Source organism: Paenibacillus sp. FSL F4-0097, assembly GCF_038593125.1.
Lineage (GTDB): Bacteria > Bacillota > Bacilli > Paenibacillales > Paenibacillaceae > Paenibacillus_AQ > Paenibacillus_AQ odorifer.
The window spans coordinates 6,682,861-6,707,222 of record NZ_CP151965.1 but is presented as its reverse complement, the minus strand read 5'-3'; the positions used below and the strand labels follow the sequence as shown (position 1 = coordinate 6,707,222).

General features: G+C 44.6%; 24 protein-coding genes. 16 read left to right on the top strand and 8 right to left on the bottom strand.

The genetic code is table 11. The features are described from left to right. The gene (locus MHH86_RS30095; protein ID WP_076099730.1) at positions 1-552 is read right to left on the bottom strand and encodes a helix-turn-helix transcriptional regulator; all 552 of its coding nucleotides are present in this window, start codon (positions 550-552) and stop codon (positions 1-3) included. Positions 553-695: 143 nt separating this feature from the next. On the opposite strand from MHH86_RS30095, the gene MHH86_RS30090 reads away from it, so the two are divergent. From MHH86_RS30090 to MHH86_RS30055, 8 genes are all read left to right on the top strand, one after another. After that, complete coding sequence (locus MHH86_RS30090) at positions 696-1,349, top strand: alpha/beta hydrolase-fold protein (protein WP_036682167.1); 654 nt, start codon at positions 696-698, stop codon at positions 1,347-1,349. Continuing rightward, complete coding sequence (locus MHH86_RS30085) at positions 1,346-2,116, top strand: class III extradiol ring-cleavage dioxygenase (protein ID WP_076105075.1); 771 nt, start codon at positions 1,346-1,348, stop codon at positions 2,114-2,116. The genes MHH86_RS30090 and MHH86_RS30085 overlap by 4 nt, the downstream gene beginning before the upstream one ends. A 16-nt stretch (positions 2,117-2,132) precedes the next feature. Continuing rightward, entirely contained in the window at positions 2,133-2,921 is a 789-nt protein-coding gene (locus MHH86_RS30080; protein ID WP_036682457.1) for an SDR family oxidoreductase, read from the top strand. A 223-nt stretch (positions 2,922-3,144) separates the two neighbouring features. After that, entirely contained in the window at positions 3,145-3,393 is a 249-nt protein-coding gene (locus MHH86_RS30075; RefSeq protein WP_036682161.1) for a type B 50S ribosomal protein L31, read from the top strand. Positions 3,394-3,524: 131 nt separating this feature from the next. Continuing rightward, positions 3,525-4,046 (top strand): YcxB family protein, encoded by a 522-nt coding sequence (locus MHH86_RS30070; protein ID WP_036682157.1) that lies wholly within the window; start codon positions 3,525-3,527, stop codon positions 4,044-4,046. A gap of 83 nt (positions 4,047-4,129) precedes the next feature. Beyond that, positions 4,130-5,704, top strand: a complete 1,575-nt coding sequence (locus MHH86_RS30065) for a diguanylate cyclase (RefSeq protein WP_076316128.1) — start codon at positions 4,130-4,132, stop codon at positions 5,702-5,704. A 33-nt stretch (positions 5,705-5,737) separates the two neighbouring features. Further along, complete coding sequence (locus tag MHH86_RS30060) at positions 5,738-6,445, top strand: DNA alkylation repair protein (RefSeq protein ID WP_036682455.1); 708 nt, start codon at positions 5,738-5,740, stop codon at positions 6,443-6,445. A 213-nt stretch (positions 6,446-6,658) separates the two neighbouring features. Beyond that, a complete protein-coding gene (locus MHH86_RS30055; RefSeq protein ID WP_052097386.1) occupies positions 6,659-9,376 on the top strand; it encodes a CHASE3 domain-containing protein in 2,718 nt (905 codons plus the stop codon). A gap of 534 nt (positions 9,377-9,910) precedes the next feature. Here the strand turns inward: MHH86_RS30055 and MHH86_RS30050 are convergent. Further along, the gene (locus MHH86_RS30050; protein WP_036682152.1) at positions 9,911-10,951 is read right to left on the bottom strand and encodes a stalk domain-containing protein; all 1,041 of its coding nucleotides are present in this window, start codon (positions 10,949-10,951) and stop codon (positions 9,911-9,913) included. A gap of 191 nt (positions 10,952-11,142) precedes the next feature. Here MHH86_RS30050 and MHH86_RS30045 point away from each other — a divergent pair, with 191 nt between their 5' ends. Both MHH86_RS30045 and MHH86_RS30040 read left to right on the top strand, forming a co-directional pair. Further along, entirely contained in the window at positions 11,143-13,710 is a 2,568-nt protein-coding gene (locus MHH86_RS30045) for a DUF2339 domain-containing protein (RefSeq protein WP_038573760.1), read from the top strand. 34 nt (positions 13,711-13,744) lie between these two features. After that, positions 13,745-14,458: an HAD family hydrolase gene (locus tag MHH86_RS30040; protein ID WP_038573759.1), complete on the top strand. Its 714-nt coding sequence runs from the start codon at positions 13,745-13,747 to the stop codon at positions 14,456-14,458. Between the two features lie 92 nt (positions 14,459-14,550). Here the strand turns inward: MHH86_RS30040 and gdhA are convergent, their stop codons facing one another. Beyond that, on the bottom strand, positions 14,551-15,936 hold the full coding sequence (gdhA, locus tag MHH86_RS30035; RefSeq protein ID WP_036682144.1) for an NADP-specific glutamate dehydrogenase: 1,386 nt from the start codon (positions 15,934-15,936) through the stop codon (positions 14,551-14,553). A gap of 238 nt (positions 15,937-16,174) precedes the next feature. On the opposite strand from gdhA, the gene MHH86_RS30030 reads away from it, so the two are divergent. From MHH86_RS30030 to MHH86_RS30020, 3 genes are all read left to right on the top strand, one after another. Further along, a complete protein-coding gene (locus MHH86_RS30030; protein ID WP_038573758.1) occupies positions 16,175-16,453 on the top strand; it encodes a hypothetical protein in 279 nt (92 codons plus the stop codon). Positions 16,454-16,712: 259 nt separating this feature from the next. Next, positions 16,713-16,913 carry a cold-shock protein gene (locus tag MHH86_RS30025; protein ID WP_019914790.1) on the top strand — a complete coding sequence of 67 codons (201 nt, stop codon included), beginning with the start codon at positions 16,713-16,715 and terminating at the stop codon, positions 16,911-16,913. Between the two features lie 118 nt (positions 16,914-17,031). After that, entirely contained in the window at positions 17,032-17,262 is a 231-nt protein-coding gene (locus tag MHH86_RS30020) for a cold-shock protein (RefSeq protein WP_036682139.1), read from the top strand. A gap of 69 nt (positions 17,263-17,331) precedes the next feature. On the opposite strand, the gene MHH86_RS30015 is transcribed toward MHH86_RS30020, so the two are convergent. The 5 genes from MHH86_RS30015 to MHH86_RS29995 all read right to left on the bottom strand — a co-directional run bounded on the left by MHH86_RS30015 (position 17,332) and on the right by MHH86_RS29995 (position 22,433). Then, positions 17,332-17,793: a VOC family protein gene (locus MHH86_RS30015; protein ID WP_036682137.1), complete on the bottom strand. Its 462-nt coding sequence runs from the start codon at positions 17,791-17,793 to the stop codon at positions 17,332-17,334. After that, entirely contained in the window at positions 17,790-18,353 is a 564-nt protein-coding gene (locus MHH86_RS30010) for an NADPH-dependent FMN reductase (RefSeq protein WP_038573757.1), read from the bottom strand. The genes MHH86_RS30015 and MHH86_RS30010 overlap by 4 nt, the downstream gene beginning before the upstream one ends. Before the next feature lie 153 nt (positions 18,354-18,506). Beyond that, positions 18,507-19,199, bottom strand: a complete 693-nt coding sequence (locus MHH86_RS30005) for a response regulator transcription factor (RefSeq protein WP_038573755.1) — start codon at positions 19,197-19,199, stop codon at positions 18,507-18,509. 16 nt (positions 19,200-19,215) lie between these two features. Continuing rightward, on the bottom strand, positions 19,216-20,889 hold the full coding sequence (locus tag MHH86_RS30000) for a GAF domain-containing sensor histidine kinase (protein WP_038573753.1): 1,674 nt from the start codon (positions 20,887-20,889) through the stop codon (positions 19,216-19,218). 152 nt (positions 20,890-21,041) lie between these two features. Next, complete coding sequence (locus tag MHH86_RS29995; protein ID WP_038573751.1) at positions 21,042-22,433, bottom strand: MATE family efflux transporter; 1,392 nt, start codon at positions 22,431-22,433, stop codon at positions 21,042-21,044. 263 nt (positions 22,434-22,696) lie between these two features. On the opposite strand from MHH86_RS29995, the gene hxlA reads away from it, so the two are divergent. From hxlA to MHH86_RS29980, 3 genes are all read left to right on the top strand, one after another. Next, entirely contained in the window at positions 22,697-23,329 is a 633-nt protein-coding gene (gene hxlA, locus MHH86_RS29990) for a 3-hexulose-6-phosphate synthase (protein ID WP_036682127.1), read from the top strand. Between the two features lie 7 nt (positions 23,330-23,336). Then, the gene (gene hxlB, locus MHH86_RS29985; protein WP_038573747.1) at positions 23,337-23,894 is read left to right on the top strand and encodes a 6-phospho-3-hexuloisomerase; all 558 of its coding nucleotides are present in this window, start codon (positions 23,337-23,339) and stop codon (positions 23,892-23,894) included. A gap of 84 nt (positions 23,895-23,978) precedes the next feature. Next, complete coding sequence (locus MHH86_RS29980) at positions 23,979-24,356, top strand: helix-turn-helix domain-containing protein (RefSeq protein ID WP_076212601.1); 378 nt, start codon at positions 23,979-23,981, stop codon at positions 24,354-24,356. Positions 24,357-24,362: the final 6 nt, after the last annotated feature.

The following is a 24,362-nucleotide window of genomic DNA, read 5'->3' as shown; positions in this document are numbered from 1 at the left end:
TTAAAAATCAACAGTTTCACTATCAGCCTCTGTATGGATGGCGATGAGCACGCTTGCCGGCTCATCGCCTTTATTTATGACCAGATGTGGCACACAGGCATTCCAGCTAAAGGAATCCCCCGCTTGGAACATCCCGAAATCTTCACCTTGCTCCGCATAAACCTCACCTTTTATCACTAAATGGACCTCTTTGCCTTCGTGCGCCTGCGGAGTTTCGCCCGTGGAAGTGCCCGGAGGGAAATGGACAAGCACCATTCGTACACCACCTGCTGAGCTTAAATGCTCAACTTGCAGTCGATCACTTCCGCTACTGGTGATTTGCCGCTCCTCGGATCGTACCACCTGCATCCGCTCTTCTTTTTTTAACAGCAAATAAGCCAACGGAACGTTCAGCGCATCCGCAATCAGGCTAAGGGTTGCGATCGAAGGAGAGGTCTTGTTAGTCTCAACCTGGCTCATAAAACCCTGTGACAGGCCAGTAGTTTCACAGATTTGGGCAATCGTTATATGTTTTCTTTTACGGATTGTACGAATGTTTGAACCTATATTCATAAGTAAAGCCCCTTTTAATATTAGTAATAGCAAATATATTTTTATATTAACAAATTATTAATTGACATACTAGCCAGAGGTTTATAATATTATCCTTACAAATATTATTTTTGTATTACAAATATTTTGAAGGAGTGTTTAGTATGAAGGCACCTTATATATATGATGTCAGTCTACCTTCCGGCTACGATGTGAATCGGGTTTATCCGGTTATCTTCACCTTGCATGGCAAAGGTTCCAATGAGAAGAATATGTTCGGACTTGTCGAGCCCTTGTCTGAAGAGTTTATTATTATCGGGATTCGGGGAAATATGATTTTAGGGGCTGGATTTCAATATTATGATCTCAAAAGTCTAGGTCATCCCATCCGTGAGCAGTTTGATCAGGCTGTATCGCAATTGCAGCAGTTTATCGAATACGCCACCGACAAATATCCTATAGATGCTAAACACCGTTATCTGCTTGGCTTCAGTCAAGGAGCCATTTTGTCCATGACACTCGCTCTTACAATGGGGAATTCGCTTCGGGGAATTGTGGCGCTGAACGGTTATGTTCCGGGGTTTGTGAAGACAGATTATGAGCTGAAGAGTGTGCAGGAGGTATCGGTCTTCATCTCGCATGGTGAATATGATTCTGTATTTCCAATTTCAGTGGGGACAGAAACAGCCGCTTATTTCGAAGGTCTAACCCCATTATTAACCTTTAAAACTTATCCTTCGGATCATGGTGTATTACCGCAGAATCAGCAGGACCTGATCGCTTGGTTACTGCAGAACTTAGGGAGTGATAAACTATGATACCTTCTTACTTTATTGCCCACGGTGCTCCTTCTCTGGTACTTGATAACAATGCATATACGAAATTTCTTGGGGAGCTCGCTGAGAGGAATGTCAAACCTAAAGCGATTGTTCTATTTTCTGCACATTTTGAAGAACACACACAGTCGGTTGGAGTTATGGAGACTTTCGACACCATCTATGATTTCTATGGCTTCCCAGATGAGATGTATCGAATGACTTATCCTGCCAAAGGAGACAATGAGGTTGCACAGCAAATTATGTCTCTGTTCCACAAGAATGGGATTGTCAGCAAATTAAATACAGAGCGTGGACTAGATCACGGAGCTTGGGCTATTCTTAAATTAATCTATCCGAATGCAGATATTCCTGTTGTGTCTTTGTCAGTTAATCGAGAGCTGTCCAATGAACAGCAATATTTAATGGGTAAGGCTTTATCTGAGCTGCGTGAGCAGGATATTATGATTATTGGCAGTGGTGGAACCGTCCATAATTTGCGTAGCGTGAAGTGGGGAATGGAGAACGTCGAGAAATGGGCGGAGACATTCGATGACTGGCTGCAGCACAGGGTGGAAGCTTGGGATACAGAGTCACTATTTAGCTATCAGGAGCTTGCTCCCTATGGTATTGATGCAGTGCCGACTAATGAGCACTTTATCCCTCTGATAATAGCTATGGGAGCTGGCGATAAAGGGAAAGAAGCGAAGCTGCTGCACCGAAGTTATCAGTATGGCAATTTAAGTCTTAGCTGTTGGGAGTTTAATTAAGAAGGAGGCATTAATGATGGACTTGGGACTTCGTGGGAAATCAGTTTTTGTAGCCGCAGCAAGTAAAGGGTTAGGACTCGCAACTGCGCTGGAGTACGCCCGTGAGGGGGCGAAGGTAATGATCGCCAGCAGGAGTATGGAGCAGCTTGTAGACGCACAGAAAGAGATTCAGGCAGCCACAGGACAGCAGGTGAACATTGTTCAGATGGATGTGACTGTCCCAGAGGATATCGTACATGCTATTCAAACGGTTGTAGCCCAAAACGGTGGGCTTGATGTTGTAGTGACCAATGCGGGGGGGCCTCATGGCGGAGGTTTCGCTGATATGGAAGACGCGGATTGGAACCAAGGATTTGAGCTCACACTGATGAGCACCATTCGTTTGATCCGTGAATCACTGCCGCATCTGCGCTCTTCTGGGGCAGGGCGAATCGTTAATATAAGCTCGATTTCTATCAAGCAGCCTATTGAGGGACTAATTCTTTCCAATGTTTTTCGCGCTGGCGTGTATGCCTTGACCAAGAGCTTGGCTACTGAGCTGGCTGCGGATCGCATTTTAATTAATACGATCGCTCCAGGGCGTATTGCAACCGACAGGATTCTTCAACTAGACGGCAAACGTGCACAAGCCGAGGGGATCCCTATGGAGCAGATTCAAGAGGAAGCGCTGCTGCAAATCCCGTTAGGAAGATTGGGCACGCCCGAAGAATTCGGCAAGGCTGCTGTTTTTCTAGGCTCTTTTGCGAATACTTATGTTACGGGACAATCTCTTTTAGTCGATGGAGGAATGGTGAAATCGCTCTAACCTCCGGCGTTATGGGTAGGCTTTGAAAGGTTATGGAAATATTAGTAATTTCAATATTAGTTGCTTTGTGCTCTAAATAAGCGTATGATGGAGCGGTGGTCTAAATCGTAAGATTTACGAATTTTCCTACGTTTATTAGGTTATACTATATATAAACCTACAGATCATTTGGATAATTTACCATAAAGGCTCCACGAATTTATTCAGAAGGAGGACGATTAGAATGAGAGAAGGCATACATCCTAAGTACAACCAAGTGATTTTCTTGGATGCAAGCGTAGGCTTCAAATTCTTGAGTGCATCTACTAAATCATCCAATGAAACTATGGAATGGGAAGACGGCAACACTTACCCAGTGCTCCGTGTGGACGCAAGTTCCGCATCCCACCCATTTTACACTGGTAAACAAAGAGATACAGAACAAGGCGGCCGTGTTGACAAGTTCAAACAACGTCTTGCACAAAAGAAATAAGAATCCTTACGGATTGAAGAGGGACAACCCATGTAGAAGCAATCGCTTCGGGGATGTCCCTTTTTTGTGTTCAGGCATGTTAAAATGAGATGAATTTAAAAATATACATGGCGTCGAGGGAGCGATCAGTGATGGAAAATGTAATAAAAGTAGATACAGTCCTAAAGAGTGAAGACGTTCAGGAGTTTAACTTATGGTTCAGCTTGAATAGCCGGATTATACTCAACTCTTTTAGCGTAGTCGCTTACTTTATGATTTTGTTATTAATTACTAAGGATTACAGTACTCAAAGCATCTCAATCCTGGCTGTGACTGCTATAATTCTTGCCGCTGTCTTATGGTATATGACCAAGGCAAGCTTGATCAAAAAATCCAAGAAGGCGTTCAAAACAGATAGCCTAATTCAGCAACCGCAAAATTATACGATTTCAGATGAAGGCATATCTTATCTTTCCGAAGCGGGCACTGGACAAGTGAAGTGGGAAGAGATACATAAGATAGGTGAAACTACGAACTTGTTTGTGTTTTTTGTGTCCACACAGAGAGCGCTGATTATCCCTAAACGTTTCTTTGAATCGGCACAAGATAAAATAACATTTAAGGATTTAGCCAGAAAATATATGTTCTCCAATCGGGTGAAATTTAAGGCATAAGATGTGCTGTTATTGTTGATTCATTTGTACCAAGGATTAGGCTATAATGATAGGAGTGACTTGAAAAATAGGAGAAATATGGCATGCCATGGATTCAGGGATATCCGTATTACTTATTAATGGGCAGTGTTCTAAGTCTGTACATGGGCGTCAGCTCCTATCGGCACCGTAAGTTAGCAGGCAGACGCTATTTGTGGATCTTAATGCTGTTAGTCAGCCTTATATTTGTTGCAACGGCCGGAGAGATTATGTCACCCTCTTTTCAGTCTAAGCTGTGGTGGAAGAATGTGCAGCAGGCTCCGCTTTTTTTTAGTGCGCTCTTTACTTATGCTGTGGTAAAAGAATACGTATCTCCTTCCACAGGGCGCCTGCCCGTGAAGCTTGCCATCTTCTCTATCCCTATTGTTATGGATGTACTTCTTATTTTTACGGATAGCTATCATCATCTGATGCGCAGTGAAGTGGCCGTCCTGACGGTCGCGGGTGTTAGTGGAATTGCTGTAAAGCCTACGCTCCTTAGTATGGCTTTTATTGCGTATGATCAGCTTTTTGGGCTATATGCAGTCTGCTTGCTGGCAGTTTCCCTACTGAATACCCCGAGAGTTTATTTGCGGACTAATTTGCTGCTGTTGGCGGGTTTGCTAGTTCCGGTTATTTCCGTCTTTTTACTTCCCCTCTTGAAGATTACCATTACAGGTTTTACGGCGTTTACTTATTTGCCTGCGATTATAGCGGCTTATTTCGCACTTTTTGTTAGCTCCAAATTAACCATCTTCCCTCTAACCAAAAACAAAATTCTAGAGCACATGAAAGACGGCGTAGTTCTGACTGACCGTTATGATAATATCATTGGCATAAATGATGCGGCGACTGCTATTTTATACGACATTACCGGAATAGCGAACGATAACTGGATGGGAAAAAACATTGATCTTTTTATGAAGTCTCACAAAGACATTGCAGCTCATTACAGTCAGAGGACGGAGGGACAGTTTGAGGTAGTTTGTTCTGGCGCAGGGGAGCTCTGTTATGGGGTTTCTTTAATTGCTACGGAACATGCGACAACAGAGAATAAGGGTATGCTTATTGTATTTAGTGATCATAGTGAGAAGAAGCGGTATGAGCGTGAGCTGGTCTATCAGGCAACGGTTGACGATCTGACAGGGCTATATAATCGCAGGCATTTCATGCAAAGGGTCCAGAATCAAACGATCCCGGATGGATTAGGATTGGCTCTGCTGTTATTTGACATTGATGATTTTAAATTAATTAATGATACTTATGGTCATTTAGCGGGCGATCAGGCGTTAGTTGATTTCTCGAATAAAATACTTCAGGTATACCAGAATAAAGGTATTGCTGGAAGAGTGGGTGGCGAGGAATTTGCCGTATGCTTTTTCGCTGAAGATAAATGTGCAGCCTTAAAAGAAGCAGAGAATTTTCGTACAATGATGAGTGATTACACGATAATCTTGAATGAACAGGATAGCATTCATCTTACCGCAAGTATCGGAATCTCTTTTACGGAGCGTAGAGAGGTGACTTTCGAAGATTTATATCGGGAAGCGGATGAAGCGTTATATCACTCTAAGAATACAGGGAAGAACAGAGTTACGTTAGGTCGTGAACCGATCATAAGAGAAACAGTAAAGGGATAAGAACATCGAAGATAAGGGAGTGGCCTAATGAATCTGACTGTTGATGAAGTGATGAGCAAGCTTGAGGAGATGGGTACAGAGCAGACGAAACGTACCTTCTTACGACATGGCGCAGTGGAACCTTTATTTGGAGTAAAGGTAGGGGATATGAAGAAGCTGGTTAAGGATGTGAAAAAAGATCAGAGTCTGGCAAGGGCTTTGTATCAGACAGGCAATTACGATGCAATGTATTTGGCTGGGCTAACCGTCAATCCCAAGACTATGACGAAGCAAGAGCTTCAAAGCTGGGCTTCGGCGGCCAGTTGGCATGCGGTAGTGGAATATATAGTATCCCCTCTCGCCGCAGAGAGTCCATATGGATTGGAACTTGCGAGAGAGTGGATTCGTTCCTCGGATGAACTAATAGCCGTTTGCGGCTGGAGCACTTATGCAAATTACATTTCAATTACACCGGATGATAAGCTGGACATCGCTGAGATTAGGGAGTTGTTACAACAAGTAGGCGCTACTATTCATCAGGAGCGGAATCGTGTCCGTTATACGATGAATACTTTTGTAATTATGGTGGGCAGCAGTATCACAGAACTGCATGAGGAGGCAGCAAAGATCGCAGCAGGTATAGGTAAGGTCCAGGTGAACATGGGACAAACCGCTTGTAAAGTTCCCATGGCTGTTGATTATATTGCTAAGGTTGAACAGGCTGGGAAGCTTGGTGTGAAGAAGAAAACTTGTATTTGCTAAGTTAGATATTTAGGTAACCCTTCAAGGTGAAAGGCACTTGTGGGTTTTTTTTTATTCCGGGAAAAACAAGTGTTTCAACCCTGCGGAAATTGTTTAAATTAGCAGCAGTCAAAATTTACATAGAAGAATTAATGAAGCCTTATTCAAGTAATCTTTTGCAATGATGTAGAATAGAAAGGGGTTTATAGTTAGAAGACAGGACGGAGGCTAGTTGTGAACAAACGTCGATTCACTTTGCAGTATAAAATACTGTCAATTACAGTTTTAATCGTGATCTGTCTATTAGGATTTGTTTTTGTCATGCATGGAAGAATCAATGCTCTACAGCGGGAAACCAGCTTCATCTCTCATCAGGATCGAGAGATTACTAATTTGGCTAATCTAATTGAGAAGAATATTTTAGATATGGAAACCGGACAACGTGGATATGTCATCACCGGCGATAACAAGTATCTGGAGCCCTACAATTTGGGTAAGGCTGAATGGGAAGCTAATTATGATAAGCTTTACGTGCTGACTGCTAATGATTCTTTACAGCTACAGCGTCTGTTGGGTATTGAAAGTAAAATTAAGCAATGGATCGAACAGTCCGGAAATTATGTGATCCAGTTGAAAAAAGAGGGACAGGACGCTGAGCTCCTAAGATACTTCAATTCCGACGACGGCAAAGATCAAATGGACCGGATTCGTAATCAGATCAGCACTTACCGCGAGACGATGAAAGAGAACACCAACAGTCTGATTGCTAGACAAGCAGACAAGAATAAATTATTGCTAGAGCTTCTTTATATTGCTTGGGCAATTATAGCGGTTACCGCGATGGTCGCTTCGTGGATCAATTCACGCGCCATCGTTAGTACGGTTCGTAAAGTTACCCATACGATTGCAGAATTGGAATCTGACGAAGATATGAAGACAAGGATAGAGATCACCACGAATGATGAGATCAGGGATCTGAGCGTAGCTACGAATCATCTGATAGACACGCAACAAGAGCGGATATGGATTCAGGCTAACGCAAACGAATTGTTGGCGAGGTATCAGGGCATCACACATATCTCGCAACTGGGCGACATTTTTCTTGGCAAAACCGCAGAAGTCCTCGATTACCCATATGGTTCCTTATATGTTCGAACACAGGACCATGATCGAGATTTCTTTAAGAGAGTCTCTACTTTTGGCGGAAGCAGTAACATTCCAGATCAGCGGGCATTCCAGATCGGAGAAGGTCTAGTTGGACAATGTGCTAAAGAGGCGCGCTTGATGCAAATACAGGATCTGCCGGAGGATTATATTAGCATACAATCTGGGTTGGGTATTTCTGCGCCGAAGGCGCTTCTACTAATGCCGATTTCTTTTTCGGGTGAGGTAGTTGCTGTGGTGGAAATCGCCGCCTTTGCTCCACTTACGCAATTGCAGGTTAAGTTCCTAGGGTCTATTTCGAATGCCTTTGGCTCCGCAATTAACAGTACGATTAGCATTATGAAGATTGACCAACTTCTGGCACAATCTCAGCGTCTAAACGAAGAGCTACAGGTATATACCGAGGAACTACAGACTCAGTCTGAGGAGCTGCAAATCCAGACGGAGTCACTGCATGCAACGAATAGAAAGCTGGAGGATAAGAAACTGCTGGCGGAACAAAAGTCACTAGAGGCGGAAAGAGCTCAAACGGAACTCAGTGAATACACAGAGTTATTGCAGCAAAGCTCACAATATAAATCAGAGTTTCTGGCTAACATGTCTCACGAACTGCGAACTCCGCTTAACGGCATTCTGCTGCTCTCCGAATTTCTTATGGAGAATCAGTCGGGAGCTTTAAGCGAAGAGGATATTGAATTCTCAAAAGCCATTCATTCTTCGGGACAAGATCTGCTGGCGCTGATTAATGACATTCTGGATTTGTCCAAGGTTGAGGCAGGAAAGCTGAATATTGAAATTGAAGCGATAAATATATCGGAGATTCCGGAGGCAATGATCCAGAACTTCAGTCAGCTTTCCCGCAAAAAAGAGATTCCTTTGCAAATACAGCTGGGAGAGAACTTACCCCCGCTGTTTTATTCGGATGCTCAAAGAGTGCGGCAAATTATTATAAATTTGCTGTCCAATGCGTTTAAGTTTACAGCGGAAGGCGCAGTCACTCTGGAAATCCGTTCAGCAACTAAGGACGAGCTGCTGGATTTGGCAGATTCGTATACAGGGGAATTTATTGCCTTCGCCATCAAGGATACTGGAATTGGGATTTCAAAAGAAAAGCAGTCGATTATCTTCGAGGCTTTTCAACAGGCAAATGGAAATACAGAACGTCAATATGGTGGAACAGGGCTTGGGTTATCCATATCTAGAGAGCTGGCAACCCTGCTCGGTGGTAGAATTATAGTGGAGAGTCAAGAAGGAGTGGGTAGCGTCTTTACAGTGTATTTGCCCTTGAAGCTTGAGGCCCCAAGCCTTGAGGAAGTGGCTGATCAAGCGACTGTTATTCAAGAGATTGGGAATGGAGTGGTACTTGCCGCTACAACGGCTGAGGATACACGTAATGACTTCACTTCTCTGAATCAAAAGCATGTACTTATCGTGGATGATGATGAACGGAATTTGTTTGCTTTATCAAATACCCTAAGAAAGCGCGGGCTGCATGTAACTACAGCTACTAACGGAGAGAGCGGCCTGTATGAACTGGAGCAAGCGGCTTCTATAGACATCGTTCTTATGGATATTATGATGCCAGTGATGAACGGATATGAGGCAATCAATCGGATCAGACAAATGCCCGCAAAGAAGGATATTCCCATCATTGCACTGACTGCAAAAGCGATGAAGGAAGATAAGGCTAAAATCCTTCAGGCAGGTGCAACAGATTATCTTAGCAAGCCGATTAACCTGGAACGTTTATTAGCGTTGATGCAATTGATTCTAGCTAGCGATTCATGAAATAGATAATGGACGGAAACAATCATGGGGTGCCTAGTAGTCATGACAATGGCTGCTGGGGCACCCCTGTTTTGTTGACGTTGAACTAGACCTCTAACTTCGGATAATTCAAACGAAGTTGCGCGAACGAAGTAACTATAATCTGCTATCGGACACAGCTGACCGTTAACGCAGCTTTTTACCACATTTGTAATTCTAACGGACCCCACTGACGCTATTGGCATAAAAAATACCGAATATGCCCTCTTTTTAATGAATGGTGGCGCTGGAGTCCGAAACGCTGCTCTAAAGGCGGAAAAATCGGAAATAACGTCATCTGGGTCCGTAAGCCTCGCAATTATGATCATCCAAAACTCTGCAGCAGGCGAGCAAAAGTGTGCCTAGGCGTTCAGCCGGCTTTCGTTTACCTCAAATCGGCTGAAGCGAGTCAGCCACCCTATTGCCCAAAACGCAAAACAGCGATCCTCCCATAACGGAAGGATCGCTGTTTTAATGTCTCTTTGGAATCTTTTTAATAAGATTTCAGTCTCTCACTTATTGTTGCGCAGAATCTACTACAACTTTGACAGCTGTGCCGATTGGTGGCAGGCTTCTGGTCAGCACTGGGCTGTAGAATCCGATAACTTTTGTACCTTTAACAAGCTCGCTGCTTTTAACAGCTTCGCCGTCTTTATTAATGAGTACTGTGTCTTCGTTAATGCGCAGTACTACTTCTTTTTGTGACAATTCGCTCAGGCCACTGCCTTTAACAGTGATACTGATATTTCCTTCATCGTCTTTTTGAACTTCTTCAATAGTGCCAGCAGTACCTAGAAGATCATCTTGTTTCTGCTTATCCAGAACGGTGATTTTGTAAGTTGGTGTTTGTGGCGGAAGACTCATAGTCATGACCATGGAGTGTTCTGCTTTTACAGTCATCCCGATATGGAGATCTTTGAGTGCAATTTTAGTGCCGTCTGCCATCTCAATAGCCGTATCTTCCCCTACATTTAATACGATTCCATCCGTACCTACACCTTGGATTTGAACGGATTGGTATTTACCACCATCATAGACTGCTGTAATCACACCAGTCTTAGTCATGTGCTGCTCGGCGGCATTTGTGTTGATCACAATGGAATCTCCCTTCACAGTCATGTTTTGATGAATTACTTCGCTTAAAAAGGAAGCTGGGACATACAAAGTGGAGTCAACCAATTGTGGTGCAGTTCCAAGTGTTGTATACATTTTGTTGATACTATAACGATCTTCTCCAGCTTTCACTGTAGTGAATACAGCGCCATTGATAAGTTCAACGGATTTATTCTGTGCATTCCAGGTTAATTCAAATCCAAGGGCTTCAGTAATCGAACGTAGTGGCACCATCGGCTCTTTGCCATTTGTGCTTTGGAAGCCTGTTTCTTTAATAGTCGATCCGTTGATTTCAATCGCAAACGTCTTTTGATTAACGCTAGCGGAGGTTTGTGTAGCCTCATTTTTAGCAGAAGTTGTGGTGGGTGCAGCATAAGCTGCTCCTGTAGAAAGTGCTAGTGACAAAGTTAAAAGAACTGTACTTGTTTTTAAAATGTTGTTCATGGTTGTGAGCTCCTTTTAAAATCTTTTGTTAGTGTTGTTATTATTCTGACGGGACACCCCTCCAAAATGTTGCAGTTTTTTTGCATCCCGATCGTAATCTTCATTCACTGCAAATATAAAAAAAGCATAAGACCCCACAGCTATATGTAGTAATATGTAAGTATTAACAATCGCTCACATAAGGAGGCGCTATGGAGTCATTCAAAGATCGACTGAGATTCATGAAGGTACAGCAGGACGGGCTTATTAAGGAATATGAGGCTCTGATTGCGGAATATGAAAGTCACGATCTGGTCAACGAGAATGAATACTTGAAGAAGCAATATGAGAAGCATAAGCTTGCTTTGGTCGAGCTAAAGACTCAGGTAGGTAAGCTTCAAGAAGAGAATACTGAGCTAAGAGTTGCGCTAACGGAACAGATTTTAGATGAAAAGCTGGGCATTCTTAAAGTGTCGAGGCAGAAGCTGCAGACTTATTTTGCCTCTAGAAGCCATGCTCATACAGATCGTCTGACGGCTTTTGAAGTGGAGACGAAACGTCATATTCAGCAGCTGTACCATACAGCCTCCAGGCAGCTGGGTGAGGAACAAGCAGAGATATCCAGTCGACTTGGGGCGTTGGCGGCAGAATTAAATGAGCGTGTGCTGGCACAGCGGCAGAGAATGAGGGAAGCGGAACTTCGCCTCAACTCGGGCATGGATAATGGATTACATGATTTTGCCTCGGAAGAGATCAGTGAAGAGGTGCTTAAGCGCCGAAGAAAACAAAATCAGATCGAAATGAAGATTGGACTAAGCTGGATTAACAAGCTGGGTATTCTGCTGTTGATTTTGGCGGTGGGGGCAGGCTTCCGGTATACCTATTCCAACTGGTTCACAGGTTATATGAAGGGAAGCGCCTTTTTTCTACTGGGATTATTGATGCTGGGAGGCGGGGAGTGGTTATACCGCAAAGGAAAAGGCACCTTCGCTTTAGGGCTGCTTGGCGGCGGGATTTCGGTGCTGTATGGCTCTATTTTCTATAGCTATTTTCTGCTTGATATTATTAGTATATATGTAGGATTATCCTTGTCTGTACTCGTTACTTTAACTGCGGTACTCCTGTCTTTAAGGTATGAATCACGGAGTATTTGTGCACTGGGCTTAATCGGAGGATATCTGCCCTTATACTCATATCTGGGGGCGTTTGGCCTTTCGGGCAACGCGGTTTATGTAGCTATGGGTTACTTGTTTCTATTGAATTTATTCATCTTATTGATTTCTTTCCGCAAACGCTGGAACGTTGTCAATTATATCAGCTACTTATTTAATACACCCTCCATGCTCATATTAATAGCTTTGTCTGATAGCAACGGAATTAATATGTGTTATGCTGTTTTGACTTTTGCGATGTATCTGGGAATTACCTTGTGGTACCCGTTCAAATATCGTTCCAAGCTGTCCTGGTGGGATTTCTCTCTCTTAGGATGTAATACGTTTATTAGCTGTCTCACCTTGTATATTTTATTTATGGATGCAGGACTGAAGGATTACAATGGTGCACTGGCGTTGCTTTTCTGCCTGCTGTATCTCGGTCTGGGTCGAGGGCTTGAGAAGCTGATGCCACAGGAAAAAGAAAGCATGCTGCTGTTCTACGCCACTTCACTGACCTTCGGCATATTGATGATTCCATTTCAATTTGGAGCGGCTTGGTGGTCCATCGGTTGGCTGATTGAGGGCGTCGTTCTTACGCTGTATGGCAATCTGAACCGCTTTAAGGGGATGGAAAGGGCAGGCTGGGGCATTATGATGCTCTGCCTTGTAGTATTCTTCTGTCTAAATGTACCGACGCAGTGGGTCGCAGACTATCAATGGACGAATTTTAGAGATGTCTACTTCCCGCTAAAATATGTCTTTATCACAGCAGGCATGCTGATTGTCGCGGTGTTGTATGCTGTTCAGCATAACCGTAAGGATGCTCTTCAGCGCAGCGAACCTTATGAAATCACCTTAGCCTTGTGGTTTAAATATGCGGCGTTATTAAATTTCTGGATTTACGGCTTGTATGAATCGAGAAGATTGTATCATCTGGTTGTACCGGAGGACTTTGCGCATAGAACCTTCTATAATTTACTGCTCTCCGCTGTATGGACCTTGGTTCTGGCTTACGCGCTGCCAAAGGTGAAGGTGCTGTATGACACAATTGTTAAATATTTTGTGAGATTTCTGTTTGGGATTGGCTACGTCATTTGTATAGTAATTACAGTAGGCCTGCCAAGTCTGCAAAATAATCTCGCGCAAAATACAGCAGCTGATTATATCGCACTGGCCGTACTGATTATCTTTAATATCTTTGTTTGGTTTAGCGGACGTGATCTGCTGATTGCAGCGCTGAATCGCCAGTTTAAGAGTATGGAGATCTATCCTGTTTTCATGGCGATTTATCTACTCGGCATTATCACCGCTTTCCTAGGAGTGCAATTGCAATTGAGTGATGCAGGGTTAATTTTTAGTCTCATTTATCTACTATTAGCCGTTCTGTTTATCATGTATGGCTTCCGCAAAAGGTATGTGTACATCCGGCGCTTCGGCCTTGGATTAACACTGCTGGCAACGGGCAAGCTGCTGCTTTATGATTTGGGTCTGCTGAACACTGGCAGCAAAATCATAGCCTATGCCAGCTTTGGCATCTGCTTGCTCGGCATCTCCTATCTCTATCAAAAGGTGTCAAACCGGATGGAGGAGGGCCAGACAACCGCCGATAATGGTACTAAAGGATAAAATACAGAGAGAATAATAGGAAGGAAGACGGTGGATGTACGAGACTTATATTTTCGACCTGTATGGCACATTGATCGATATTCAGACAGATGAGGAGAAGCCGGAGGTATGGGATCGATTATCACTCCATTTCGGATATCAGGGGATGTCCATAACGGGAAGTGAGCTACAGGCACAATTTCTGCGGGAGAGGGATTTACAGCTCACCAAAGCCGCGCGGAATTGTCAGTATCCAGATTTCGTAATGGAGGATGTGTTTCGTTCTGTGGCCCGTCAATTGGGTGGAGAACCGGATCAAGCGTGGTTACATGAAACGGTTAGATGGCTGCGGACATTATCGATGATCCATATCTCACTTTATGAGGGTGTGCTTGAAATTCTGCAAACATTAAGAGAACGTGGCAAAAAGGTGTTTTTGCTCTCCAATGGCCAGAAAACCTTTATAGAAGCAGAATTAACGATGCTGAATATTCTTCCTTTATTCGATGGCATTGCCATTTCCTCCGAAGCAGGAGTGAGTAAGCCGGATCCGCTATTTTATCGTTATTTAGTTGAGCATTATGGAGCGGATTTGCGTTCGGCCATCATGATCGGGAATGATCCCCGTACGGATATTGCAGGGGCACTAACGATAGGAATAGATTCCTGTTACATTCGTACGGCTTCTTCACCCCCCAATACGACTGTGGAGAGTACTCAATCGATAGGGGACGGGGATTTGCGGAAGATCCCCGGATGGAACGCTTAGATATACAAAAAGTCCCCGTTACCGGATTCTTACTGACCGGTTACGGGGACTTTTGTATGTCGGCGTTCGTGACTAGAGCGCCGGTAATTTATTTAGATTACACCTTCAGCCAGCATAGCGTCGGCCACTTTTTTGAATCCAGCGATGTTCGCTCCTGCAACAAGGTTGCCGGACTGTCCATATTGCTCGGATGCATTTACAGATTGTTCGTAGATGGAAACCATGATTTCATGCAGCTTCGTATCTACTTCTTCAAAGCTCCAGGACAACCGCATGCTGTTTTGTGCCATTTCAAGCGCAGATACAGCTACGCCGCCAGCATTAGCAGCTTTGGCAGGTGCGAATAGCACGCCAGCTTGTTGGAACTGATGAATAGCTTCAAGGGTGGATGGCATATTGGCACCTTCGCCTACTGCTTTTACACCATTCTCAATCAGTTTCAATGCCATGGCTTCATCAATCTCATTCTGAGTAGCACTCGGAAGGGCGATATCACAAGGAATGGTCCAAATTTGCGTGGAATCTTCAGTATACACAGCGTTAGGATGTTCATTCACATATTCACTAATCCGTTTTCTTTCGACTTCTTTCAGGCGGCGGACAGTTTCGAGGTTAATCCCATTTTCGTCATAGATATATCCGGCGGAATCACTACAAGCTACGACTTTAGCGCCTAGCTGTACAGCTTTTTCGATCGCATAGATCGCTACGTTACCAGAACCGGAAACAACAACGCGGCTTCCTTCAAAAGAAAGGCCTTTTGCTTTCAGCATCTCGTTTACGAAATAAACTGTACCGTAACCAGTAGCCTCTGTCCGAGCCTGACTTCCGCCGTAACCAATACCTTTACCAGTCAATACGCCAGCCGGATATCCTCCGCGGATCCGCTTGTATTGTCCGTACATGTAGCCGATCTCACGACCACCTACACCGATATCTCCTGCAGGAACGTCTTGGTCAGGACCGATGTAATTTTGCAATTCAGTCATGAAGCTTTGTGCAAAACGCATGATTTCGCCTTCGGATTTACCTTTAGGATCAAAGTCGGATCCGCCTTTACCTCCGCCGATGTGTTGGCCGGTAAGAGCATTTTTGAAGATTTGCTCGAAACCAAGGAATTTGATAATACTAGCATTAACGGATGGGTGAAAACGAAGTCCACCTTTGTAAGGTCCAATTGCACTGCTGAACTGTACACGATATCCACGGTTAACTCTGACCTTACCTTGATCGTCTGTCCAAGGAACACGGAACATAATCAAACGTTCTGGCTCAACCAATCTTTCCAGAATGGCATTTTCCTGATACTTAGGTTCAGCAGCGAGGATTGGAAGCAAAGATTCAAGGATTTCCTTTACGGCCTGATGAAATTCGGGCTCAAAAGGATTACGCGCAACAACCTGTGCGTATACGTCTTCGATATAACGATGTGCCTTGTTGCTGTTTGTGTCTAATTGCTGGGTAGATACAGAGCTCATGAATTCAACCGCCTTTTCTAGTATTCATTTGGTCCAACACTTTTTTTATATTTTGGCACAAGTCAATGTTCCTCACAACTGTTTTTATTAAATAACTTACTTCAAGTGGAACGTTATAGACGCTGGGATGATAAGAAAAGTGTGAATAAACCGCGGTATACTTCGCGTAATGACGCGTTAAAGCGCGAAATATGCTACAATGATTGTGTAATAATTGTAAGGAGATGAAATTTAAAAAATGAGTGACAAAGTAAATGAGCAGGAGCTAGTAAATGTATTATCTGCCAAAACCAAAGTGGATCCGCAAATCATCCGCTTAGTATTGAAGCATGAACAGACCTTTATCAATAAGGCCAAGGCGAACGCCAAGGGTGAGGTAGACATCGACAGCGATGATCTGGTCGACTATGTCACTGCCCAACGTGATGTGAAGCTGGATGAAATCACAGTAGAGACCATTCTTGATGCAGAAATGGATTACTTGATGGATAAAGGATTGGCAGGTTATATCGACTAACATGGGTGTTCGTCCGGCTCGGCTGCTGCTGTTTATAGGCAATAAGAGCCGGAGTGAAAATTAAATAGGCATACGCATTGCTTTTAGTGATTTAGTGTGGTACAATGAAATCAATCATAAATTTAACCCTTAATTCACATATTGTAAAAGGTTATCATTTGTGCGTATGAGTCCTTTTCCAATGTGTGAATTTTTATTTGTTCGTACACTACGTAGGAATAAAAGGACATGTGTTAAATAAAATATTGGAGGTAATATCATGCAAACAGGTACAGTGAAATGGTTTAACGCAGACAAAGGATTCGGTTTTATCGAGGTTGAAGGTGGAAGCGACGTATTCGTACACTTCTCCGCAATCACAGGCGACGGATTTAAATCTTTGGACGAAGGCCAACGCGTTGAGTTCAACGTAACTCAAGGCGCTCGTGGACCACAAGCCGAAAACGTTGTAAAACTGTAGTTTAAAAATCAGGCTGCCCTTAACACAAGTTGAGGGCAGCTTTTTTTATTTTCATAGTATGAATCTGCCCCTAATAGGGTAGCGATATCGTCTCGATTCGATCCAAGGAGGGGTACTTATGTATTTTCGTAAAAAAGCACTGGAGGAACTTCCGCAAGAAGACACAGCAATTTGGTCCTGTACCAAGGAAGGTTGCACAGGTTGGATGCGCGATAATTTCGCCTTTCAATATGTACCTACCTGCTGGCAATGCAACTCTCCCATGACTAGAAGTATGAAGATACTGCCAACGCTTGTGAATACGAATGCAGACATGAAGGCCATGAAGAAGGGCATTTCGATTAAGTAATCGAAGAAGCTAATATACTCAAACAGCTGGACCCTTGGACGGGAGCAGCTGTTTTTTTGTTTGAGTATTTTATTTACTGTGCAGTAATTTCTCCCATTCCGTTAAGGTTATGTTCTCTGAAATAGGCTTCAGATGTTCAGGGACCTCTACGTGGCACATAAATTCCAAGCTGTTGCCGTCAGGGTCGTTGAAGTAGACAGAAGCATTTCCTTGATAAGCCCGGATAAAAGGCTCAACAGAAGTCCGGTTGCGGAACGGAACAGCCTCTACCCCAATCGATTCCAGCCATTGCAGTGATTGCTTCAAGTCCTCGTAAGTGACACGGAAGGCAATATGCCGCAAGGACGGGTGGTATGGGGTTTGAACCTCCTGGCCTTCCCAAAGACCAATCCAGCTCCGACCTTCCTCGATCCAGAAGAATACAGTTTCTTCATCCCGCCAAGCCATTTTCAGACCTAATTTCTCATAAAATTCGATGGATACTTCAAGATTGCTTACTGGTAAATGTGCTTCATATAGTCCTTTGATCATTGGATAGCACCTGCCGATCTGTCGATTTTGCGGGCTAAATTCAGGAATGCTTCTAATACTAGGTGAATGCGATCTTCGATTTCTTGCCCACCCTCGTATCCGTCGTACCCGACCTCGAACCGCTTGCGTTGCAGTCCGCCGATGGAGATCCAGTCTGGTGTATTAATACCGTGCAGGTTACGTACGATGGCTTGCAATTGAAGTAATGAGCTTATCCCTACCGCTCCCCCGGCTGAACTGGCGGATAACACAACTTTACCGTTGAAATGCGCCTGGCCTAGATGATCAATCGCATTTTTTAATACGCCACTTACCGAGCCGTGATATTCCGGAGTAACCAAGATTACTGCATCCGCTGCTAACATCTCTTGTTTAAGCTCGTTTAAATGTTCATGCTCTGTGTAAATCTCGTCTGGTGAATAAAAGGGAAGTGGGCGTTTGTAGAGGTCAAACATGGTAACCTTTTCCCCATGCTGACTAATGAAATGGGCAGCATGTTCTGCCAGCTTCGTGCTGGTTGCTTCTTTTCGATTACTGCCTGTCAGGATCATCACTTTCATCTGTATCCACTCCTATGTGAGGTCAATTGCTATAAACCAATGATAGTTGAATCGGCCTCTGTTAACATCAGCACATGGAATGAACATACATAATAAAAACGCTCAGCCATTGTGCTGAGCGTCTAAGACTAAAGTTGTAGAGGAGTTTTGATTCTAGGCGTTATAGCCGCCTTTCAATGCGAAAATGGCAGCCTGAGTCCGATCCGCTAAGTTTAGCTTTCCGAGAACGTGGCTGACATGGGTCTTAACGGTTTTTTCGGTGATGACCAGCTTGCTGGCAATCTCTTTGTTACTCATACCGAGCGCAATCAGGTCTAATACTTCTTGCTCGCGTGGAGTAAGAAGCTCTAATCCGGTGATCGCAGCAGGTGTTGCGTTTGGGTCGTTCGGATCGGAAGCATTAAGTTCCAATTGCTCTAGTGTAGAGGTCGCCATTAGATTCATCAGTTGGCTGGCAGCCTCGGAATGTAGCTCCACTTGCCCGTTATGTACCTTGCGGATCGCAACTACCAGCGCTTCTGGTTCTATATCTTTAAGCAAATAGCCTTTGATTCCTACGCGGATAGCCGGGAGCACATGATCCTGATCCGAAAAGGAGGTCAATACAATGACCTTGACCTGCGGGTGGGAGATCCTCAGTGCTTGAGCGGTCTCAATGCCGTCCATAATGGGCATATGCAAATCCATTAATATGACATCCGGGTTCAATTCAGCTGTTTTTTCCAGTGCCTCGCGGCCGTTGGAGGCCTCCCCAATAACCTTGATATCGGGTTGTGTGGAGAGAAATACTTGCAGCCCACGGCGTACCATTGCATGGTCGTCTACTAATAATAAGTTTATCGTCATTTATAATCACCCGACTTCATGTAGATTGGATGGGCAGAGGTATGATTGCCTCAACCGTTGTGCCTTGATTTTCCACACTGTGGATATGAATACGACCGGAGAGAGCTTCTGCTCTTTCCTTCATAATATGCAGTCCAAGAGATTCATTAGTGTCTGTGTTAGAACGCCGTTTGGCCCCGCCTTTACCTTGGTCGGCAACGCTCAGTACCACCTCGGCTGCATTCAGATGCAGAGATACCTGCGCTTTAGAGGTTTCGGAATGCTTTCGTACATTATTGAGCGCTTCTTGGCCAATGCGCCACAGCCCTTCCTCCACATTGCGGGGAAGTTCGTGAACACCGCTCCGTTGCGTCTGTATCAGCAGCCCTAGCTGCTGGCCATGAGCCTGCAGCGCAGTCAATAAACCGGCTTCCAGTCCGGCAGGCCGAAGCTGCATAATTAATGCACGCATTTCTTTGAGTGCTGACTGGGATAAAGCTTGAATATCGCGGACAGCTTCAGTAGCAGGATGGGAGATATGCTCCTGCTTCAGCATGCTTTCCACGCCTTTGGCGGTCATTGAGAGGGAGAAGAGGATCTGGTTCACGGAGTCGTGCAGGTCACGGGCCAGACGATTCCGCTCGTCAAGACGCGCAATTTCGCGGCGTTTCTCTCCAAGCTGAGCACTTTCCAATGTAGCGGAAATATGTTCAGCGACAGCCTCAAGCACCTCTCCATCCGCAGTTGCGGAAGCTAGTGCTTTGGGTGAGGTGATCAGTAGAATTCCTGCACCTTGTGCGGCAATCTGCCGAAAGGGCACAGCGAGCATCACAACACGCTCCGCAACAGGTTGTTCAGAACAGCAGGACTTCTTAATTTCCTGCTCTTCATCAGGGGTTAATGTCGCAAAGCGTTGTCCTTTTGCGATATCTCCTAGACGTACTTTAAAAGAATCCGAGAGCTGGAAGGGAGCTGTTTCCGGCGTTATATTAGCCGCATAGGCAGCATGGACTTCGAATTGTCCCTCATGCTGCCCGATAATCGCTGCAAAGGGCCAATCGAAATAGTCGCCAATCAGGGCGGCGCTTTTCTCGATTAGAATACTGGGCGAGATACATTGGTTGGCGGTTAGATTTAAAGCTGCGCTGAATTCGCCTAATTTGGCGTACAGATTCGCGCGGCGCTGCTCGGTGCTATATAACTGCATCCGTTCAATAGCACTGCCAATTTGCAAAGCCACGGATTGCAGCAGAGCCAGCTCGCTGTCGGCGTAATGTGCTTTGCCTGGTGCAGCCACATTCATAAGTCCCAAGTAACGCTCACCTGAATGCAGCGGGACGGTAGCGTGGTGGGTGATCCCCAGCGTGTCGCCCCAGTTATACTGCCTGGCGTTACTGAGCCGCTTGCAGCTTAGAATGTTGACGGCATGCTCGAGCCGATCATCCCATAGGCGGCTTAGGCACCAGCAGCTTCCGCACTGCATTGGTTGTTTATTGTCGCGTTGTAGTGCAGGTGGCAGACCTCGATCAGCGGCACACTCATATTCCATGTATTCTTCGCTCAGGAAGATCCAGCCTGCAGTGTTTCCGGTTAACTCAAGTAGCTTGCCCATGACTGTATCGAGCATGGGTCTCAGCTCATTGGAACTGTTCAAAGTCTCCGCAATCGTTTTGAGCGTCAGTAACTCATGAATTCCGGTTTCCTCCGGCATGAAGCTCTCTCCTTTAGCTTTGTTAATTATGTTCTATCTATTGTAACGTAGAATGGTTCATTCATTCTCAAATTTTATGTAATGTTGGCGTAAATAAAAAAGAAGGTTCCTTAAGATCTGATATGACCTTAAAGAACCTCTGAGTATACATGTTAATTTACAGCTGCGGGAGTAGCGGAAGGCGTACAGTGTTCTGGAGCTTCGTGTTCAATAAGTCCATGTTTCTCCCAAGCTCGGCTTTTCCAACGGAAATACATAATGACGGCTCTCACCCACTCGTCCACCGCAGTGGCAATCCACACGCCGGCTAACCCGAGATCAAGTTGGAACACCAGGAAATAACCAAGAGGTAAGCTCATGCAGACCATAGAGATCAGTCCCATATATACAGGGAATTTGGCATCGCCCGAGGCGCGTAAAGAGTTAATGATAACCAGATTGGTTGTGCGCCCAGTTTCCAGGAAGAAGCTAAGCAATATGACCTGCGCCCCCATCCTAATGATGTTCTCATTGTCTGTGAAAAGCCCGAATAGCGGTACCCGGAAGAAAATCACCACAGCATCTATTATTACGGTAACCAGCAGCGCCCACTTTACACTGGTGAATACACGCTTATAGGCTTCATCAGGGCGTCTAGCTCCCACGAGATGTCCTACAACGATGGAAGTTCCCATAGAGACAGCTACACTGAATAAATAAATATAATTGGAAATATTAAGCGCGTACTGGCGAGTAGCCATAGCTTCAGCGCCTAAATAAGTAATATAGAGTGTGAATACAAGCTGGCATGATTGATAAGTGATGGATTCAAAAGCGGACGGGATGCCGATTTTGAGAATTTGCAGCACGTATTTTTTAGAAAGATGAATGTAATAGGTTACTTTCACCCGTACCTCCATCACTCTGTAGAGCAGCAGGAAGAAAAGGATCAGGCAGATAAATCGACTCATCACTGTTGAGATAGCCGCACCCTCCACACCTAACGCCGGAAGTCCGAAATGACCATAAATGAGCAGGTAGTTGCCCACCACGTGAATAATGTTCATCAGCAAGGATACGACCATCGTCTGTTTGGTGAAACCGTGAGTACGGATAGTAGTCGCCAGAGCATTGATTAATGCTTGCAGAAAAATACCGCCACCAACAATATTCATATAGGCTTTGGCGTAAATGAGGATATCCCCTTTTACATTCAGCGCAGTCAGTAGCGTCCCTCCGAATATCAGCAAAAACGTACTTAGAAGAATGCCGACTAACAGGTTTAGGGTAATGGCATTGCCGGTCACTTGAGCGGCTTCCAGAGGTTTTTTGGAACCGAGATATTGGGAGACCACAATAGCTGCACCGTTACCAATTACACTGAGGACTAAAATTGCTATCGCAATGATCTGATTCGCTGCGCCGACACCAGACACGGCATCGTCGGACACTGAACTGATCATAAAAGTATCCACACTACCCATGAGCATAAAGAGGAATAGCTCGAGGAAAATCGGCCAGGTCAGTTTGACCAGGTTGAATTCCTGGTGATTATTTTGCTTCATTGTGCACCTTCTTATATTATGATGTACTTCCTAAAATTTCATAAACAAACTGTAATATTAGCACAGCTTTCATGGAAATGCAGTATTTTTACAGAAAAATGACAAAACGTTTTTAATTTAGGTCGAAAAGAGCCCTTTAACCGCGCATTAGTATCCTCCAGGTAACTACATCACAATAAAGTGCCTACTTCCCTAGAGGGATGTAAGGAACTACAATTTGTACATGACTTACTAAAATATATTAATGAGGAGTGCAAATAAATATGAAATTACAATTAGCGTTGGATTTAGTGGACATTGCGGGAGCGAAAGAGGTTGTCTCAAAAGTTGCCGAATTTATAGATATCGTTGAAATTGGAACACCTATCGTTATAAATGAAGGTTTGCATGCAGTGAAAGCAATTAAAGAGGCTTTTCCTGCTTTGACTGTGTTGGCAGATTTGAAAATCATGGACGCAGGTGGATATGAAGTGATGAAGGCCGTGGAAGCGGGCGCGGATATCGTTACTGTACTTGGTGTTTCTGATGATTCTACCATTAGAGGTGCAGTGGAGGAAGCGAAGAAAACCAATAAAGAGATTCTAGTTGATCTGATCAATGTGAAGGATATCCAAACAAGAGCGGCTGAAGTAGACGCACTTGGCGTAGACTATATCTGTGTGCACTCTGGATATGACCATCAAGCGGAAGGTAAAAATTCTTTTGCAGATTTAAATGCGATTAAGAGTGTGGTTAAGCAGGCAAAAACAGCTATCGCTGGAGGGATCAAGCTAAGCACACTTCCAGAAGTGATCGCCGCGAACCCTGATCTTGTCATCGTTGGTGGAGGCATCACAGGTGAAGCGGATCAAAAGGCTGCCGCAGCAGAAATGAAACGTCTAGTTAGTCAGGCTTAAGATTACAATGGATACAATGAAATACGCACAGCGCATTATAGAGGAGCTCCAGCGCTCCATATCTCAGCTTGATGAAGAAGAGACTGAGCGAATGGCTGAGCTGCTGCTTCAGTCCAACAAGATCTTCGTGGCTGGAGCGGGCAGATCTGGATTGATGGGACGGGCCTTTGCTATGCGGTTAATGCATGTTGGTAAAGAGGCTTATGTTGTAGGCGAAACGGTGACTCCGGGGATTGAACAGGGGGATGTGTTAGTCCTCGGTTCCGGTTCCGGTGAGACGAAAGGGTTGATCTCTATGGCTGAGAAAGCCAAAGGGGTGGGTGCAGAAGTTGTTGCCGTTACCATTGCGCCGGATTCGACGGTTGGACGTTTAGCGGGCTACACAGTGAAGCTGCCGGGATCTCCAAAAGATCCGGCCAGTGGAAGCTACAGCACGATCCAGCCGATGGCTTCTTTATTCGAACAGACGATGTTGGTCTTTTATGATGCTATTATTCTGCGAATGATGGAGAAGACGGGGCAGACGAATCAGCAAATGTTCGGCAAGCATGCTAATTTAGAGTGAACGTACAGAAACGAATGCCTTCCTATAAGGAGGTTATTCGTTTTTGTGTTAGTATGATAACAGGAGAGAGGAGGCACTTTAGGAATGGCAACCGAGATTAAAGATCGCATAAACTTGAAGGAAATTAACTGTGAGAAGGAATTAACGCTTGCGGTGATCGGAGGGAAATGGAAGCTGATTATCCTCTGGCATCTTGGGCTTGAAGGGACAAAGCGGTTCAGCGAGCTGAAAAAGCTAATTCCTCATATCACGCAAAAAATGTTGACCAATCAGCTTCGCGAGCTTGAAGAAGACCAGTTGGTTCTAAGAAAAGTGTACGCTGAGGTTCCACCAAAAGTAGAGTATTCCCTGACTTCATACGGCCAAAGTCTGCTTCCCGTCCTTCGATTGATGTACGATTGGGGTAAGAATTACGGAGAAAACGTGATCTGGAAGGACGCGCCGCCGGAAGAAAGATGCTAATCGAAT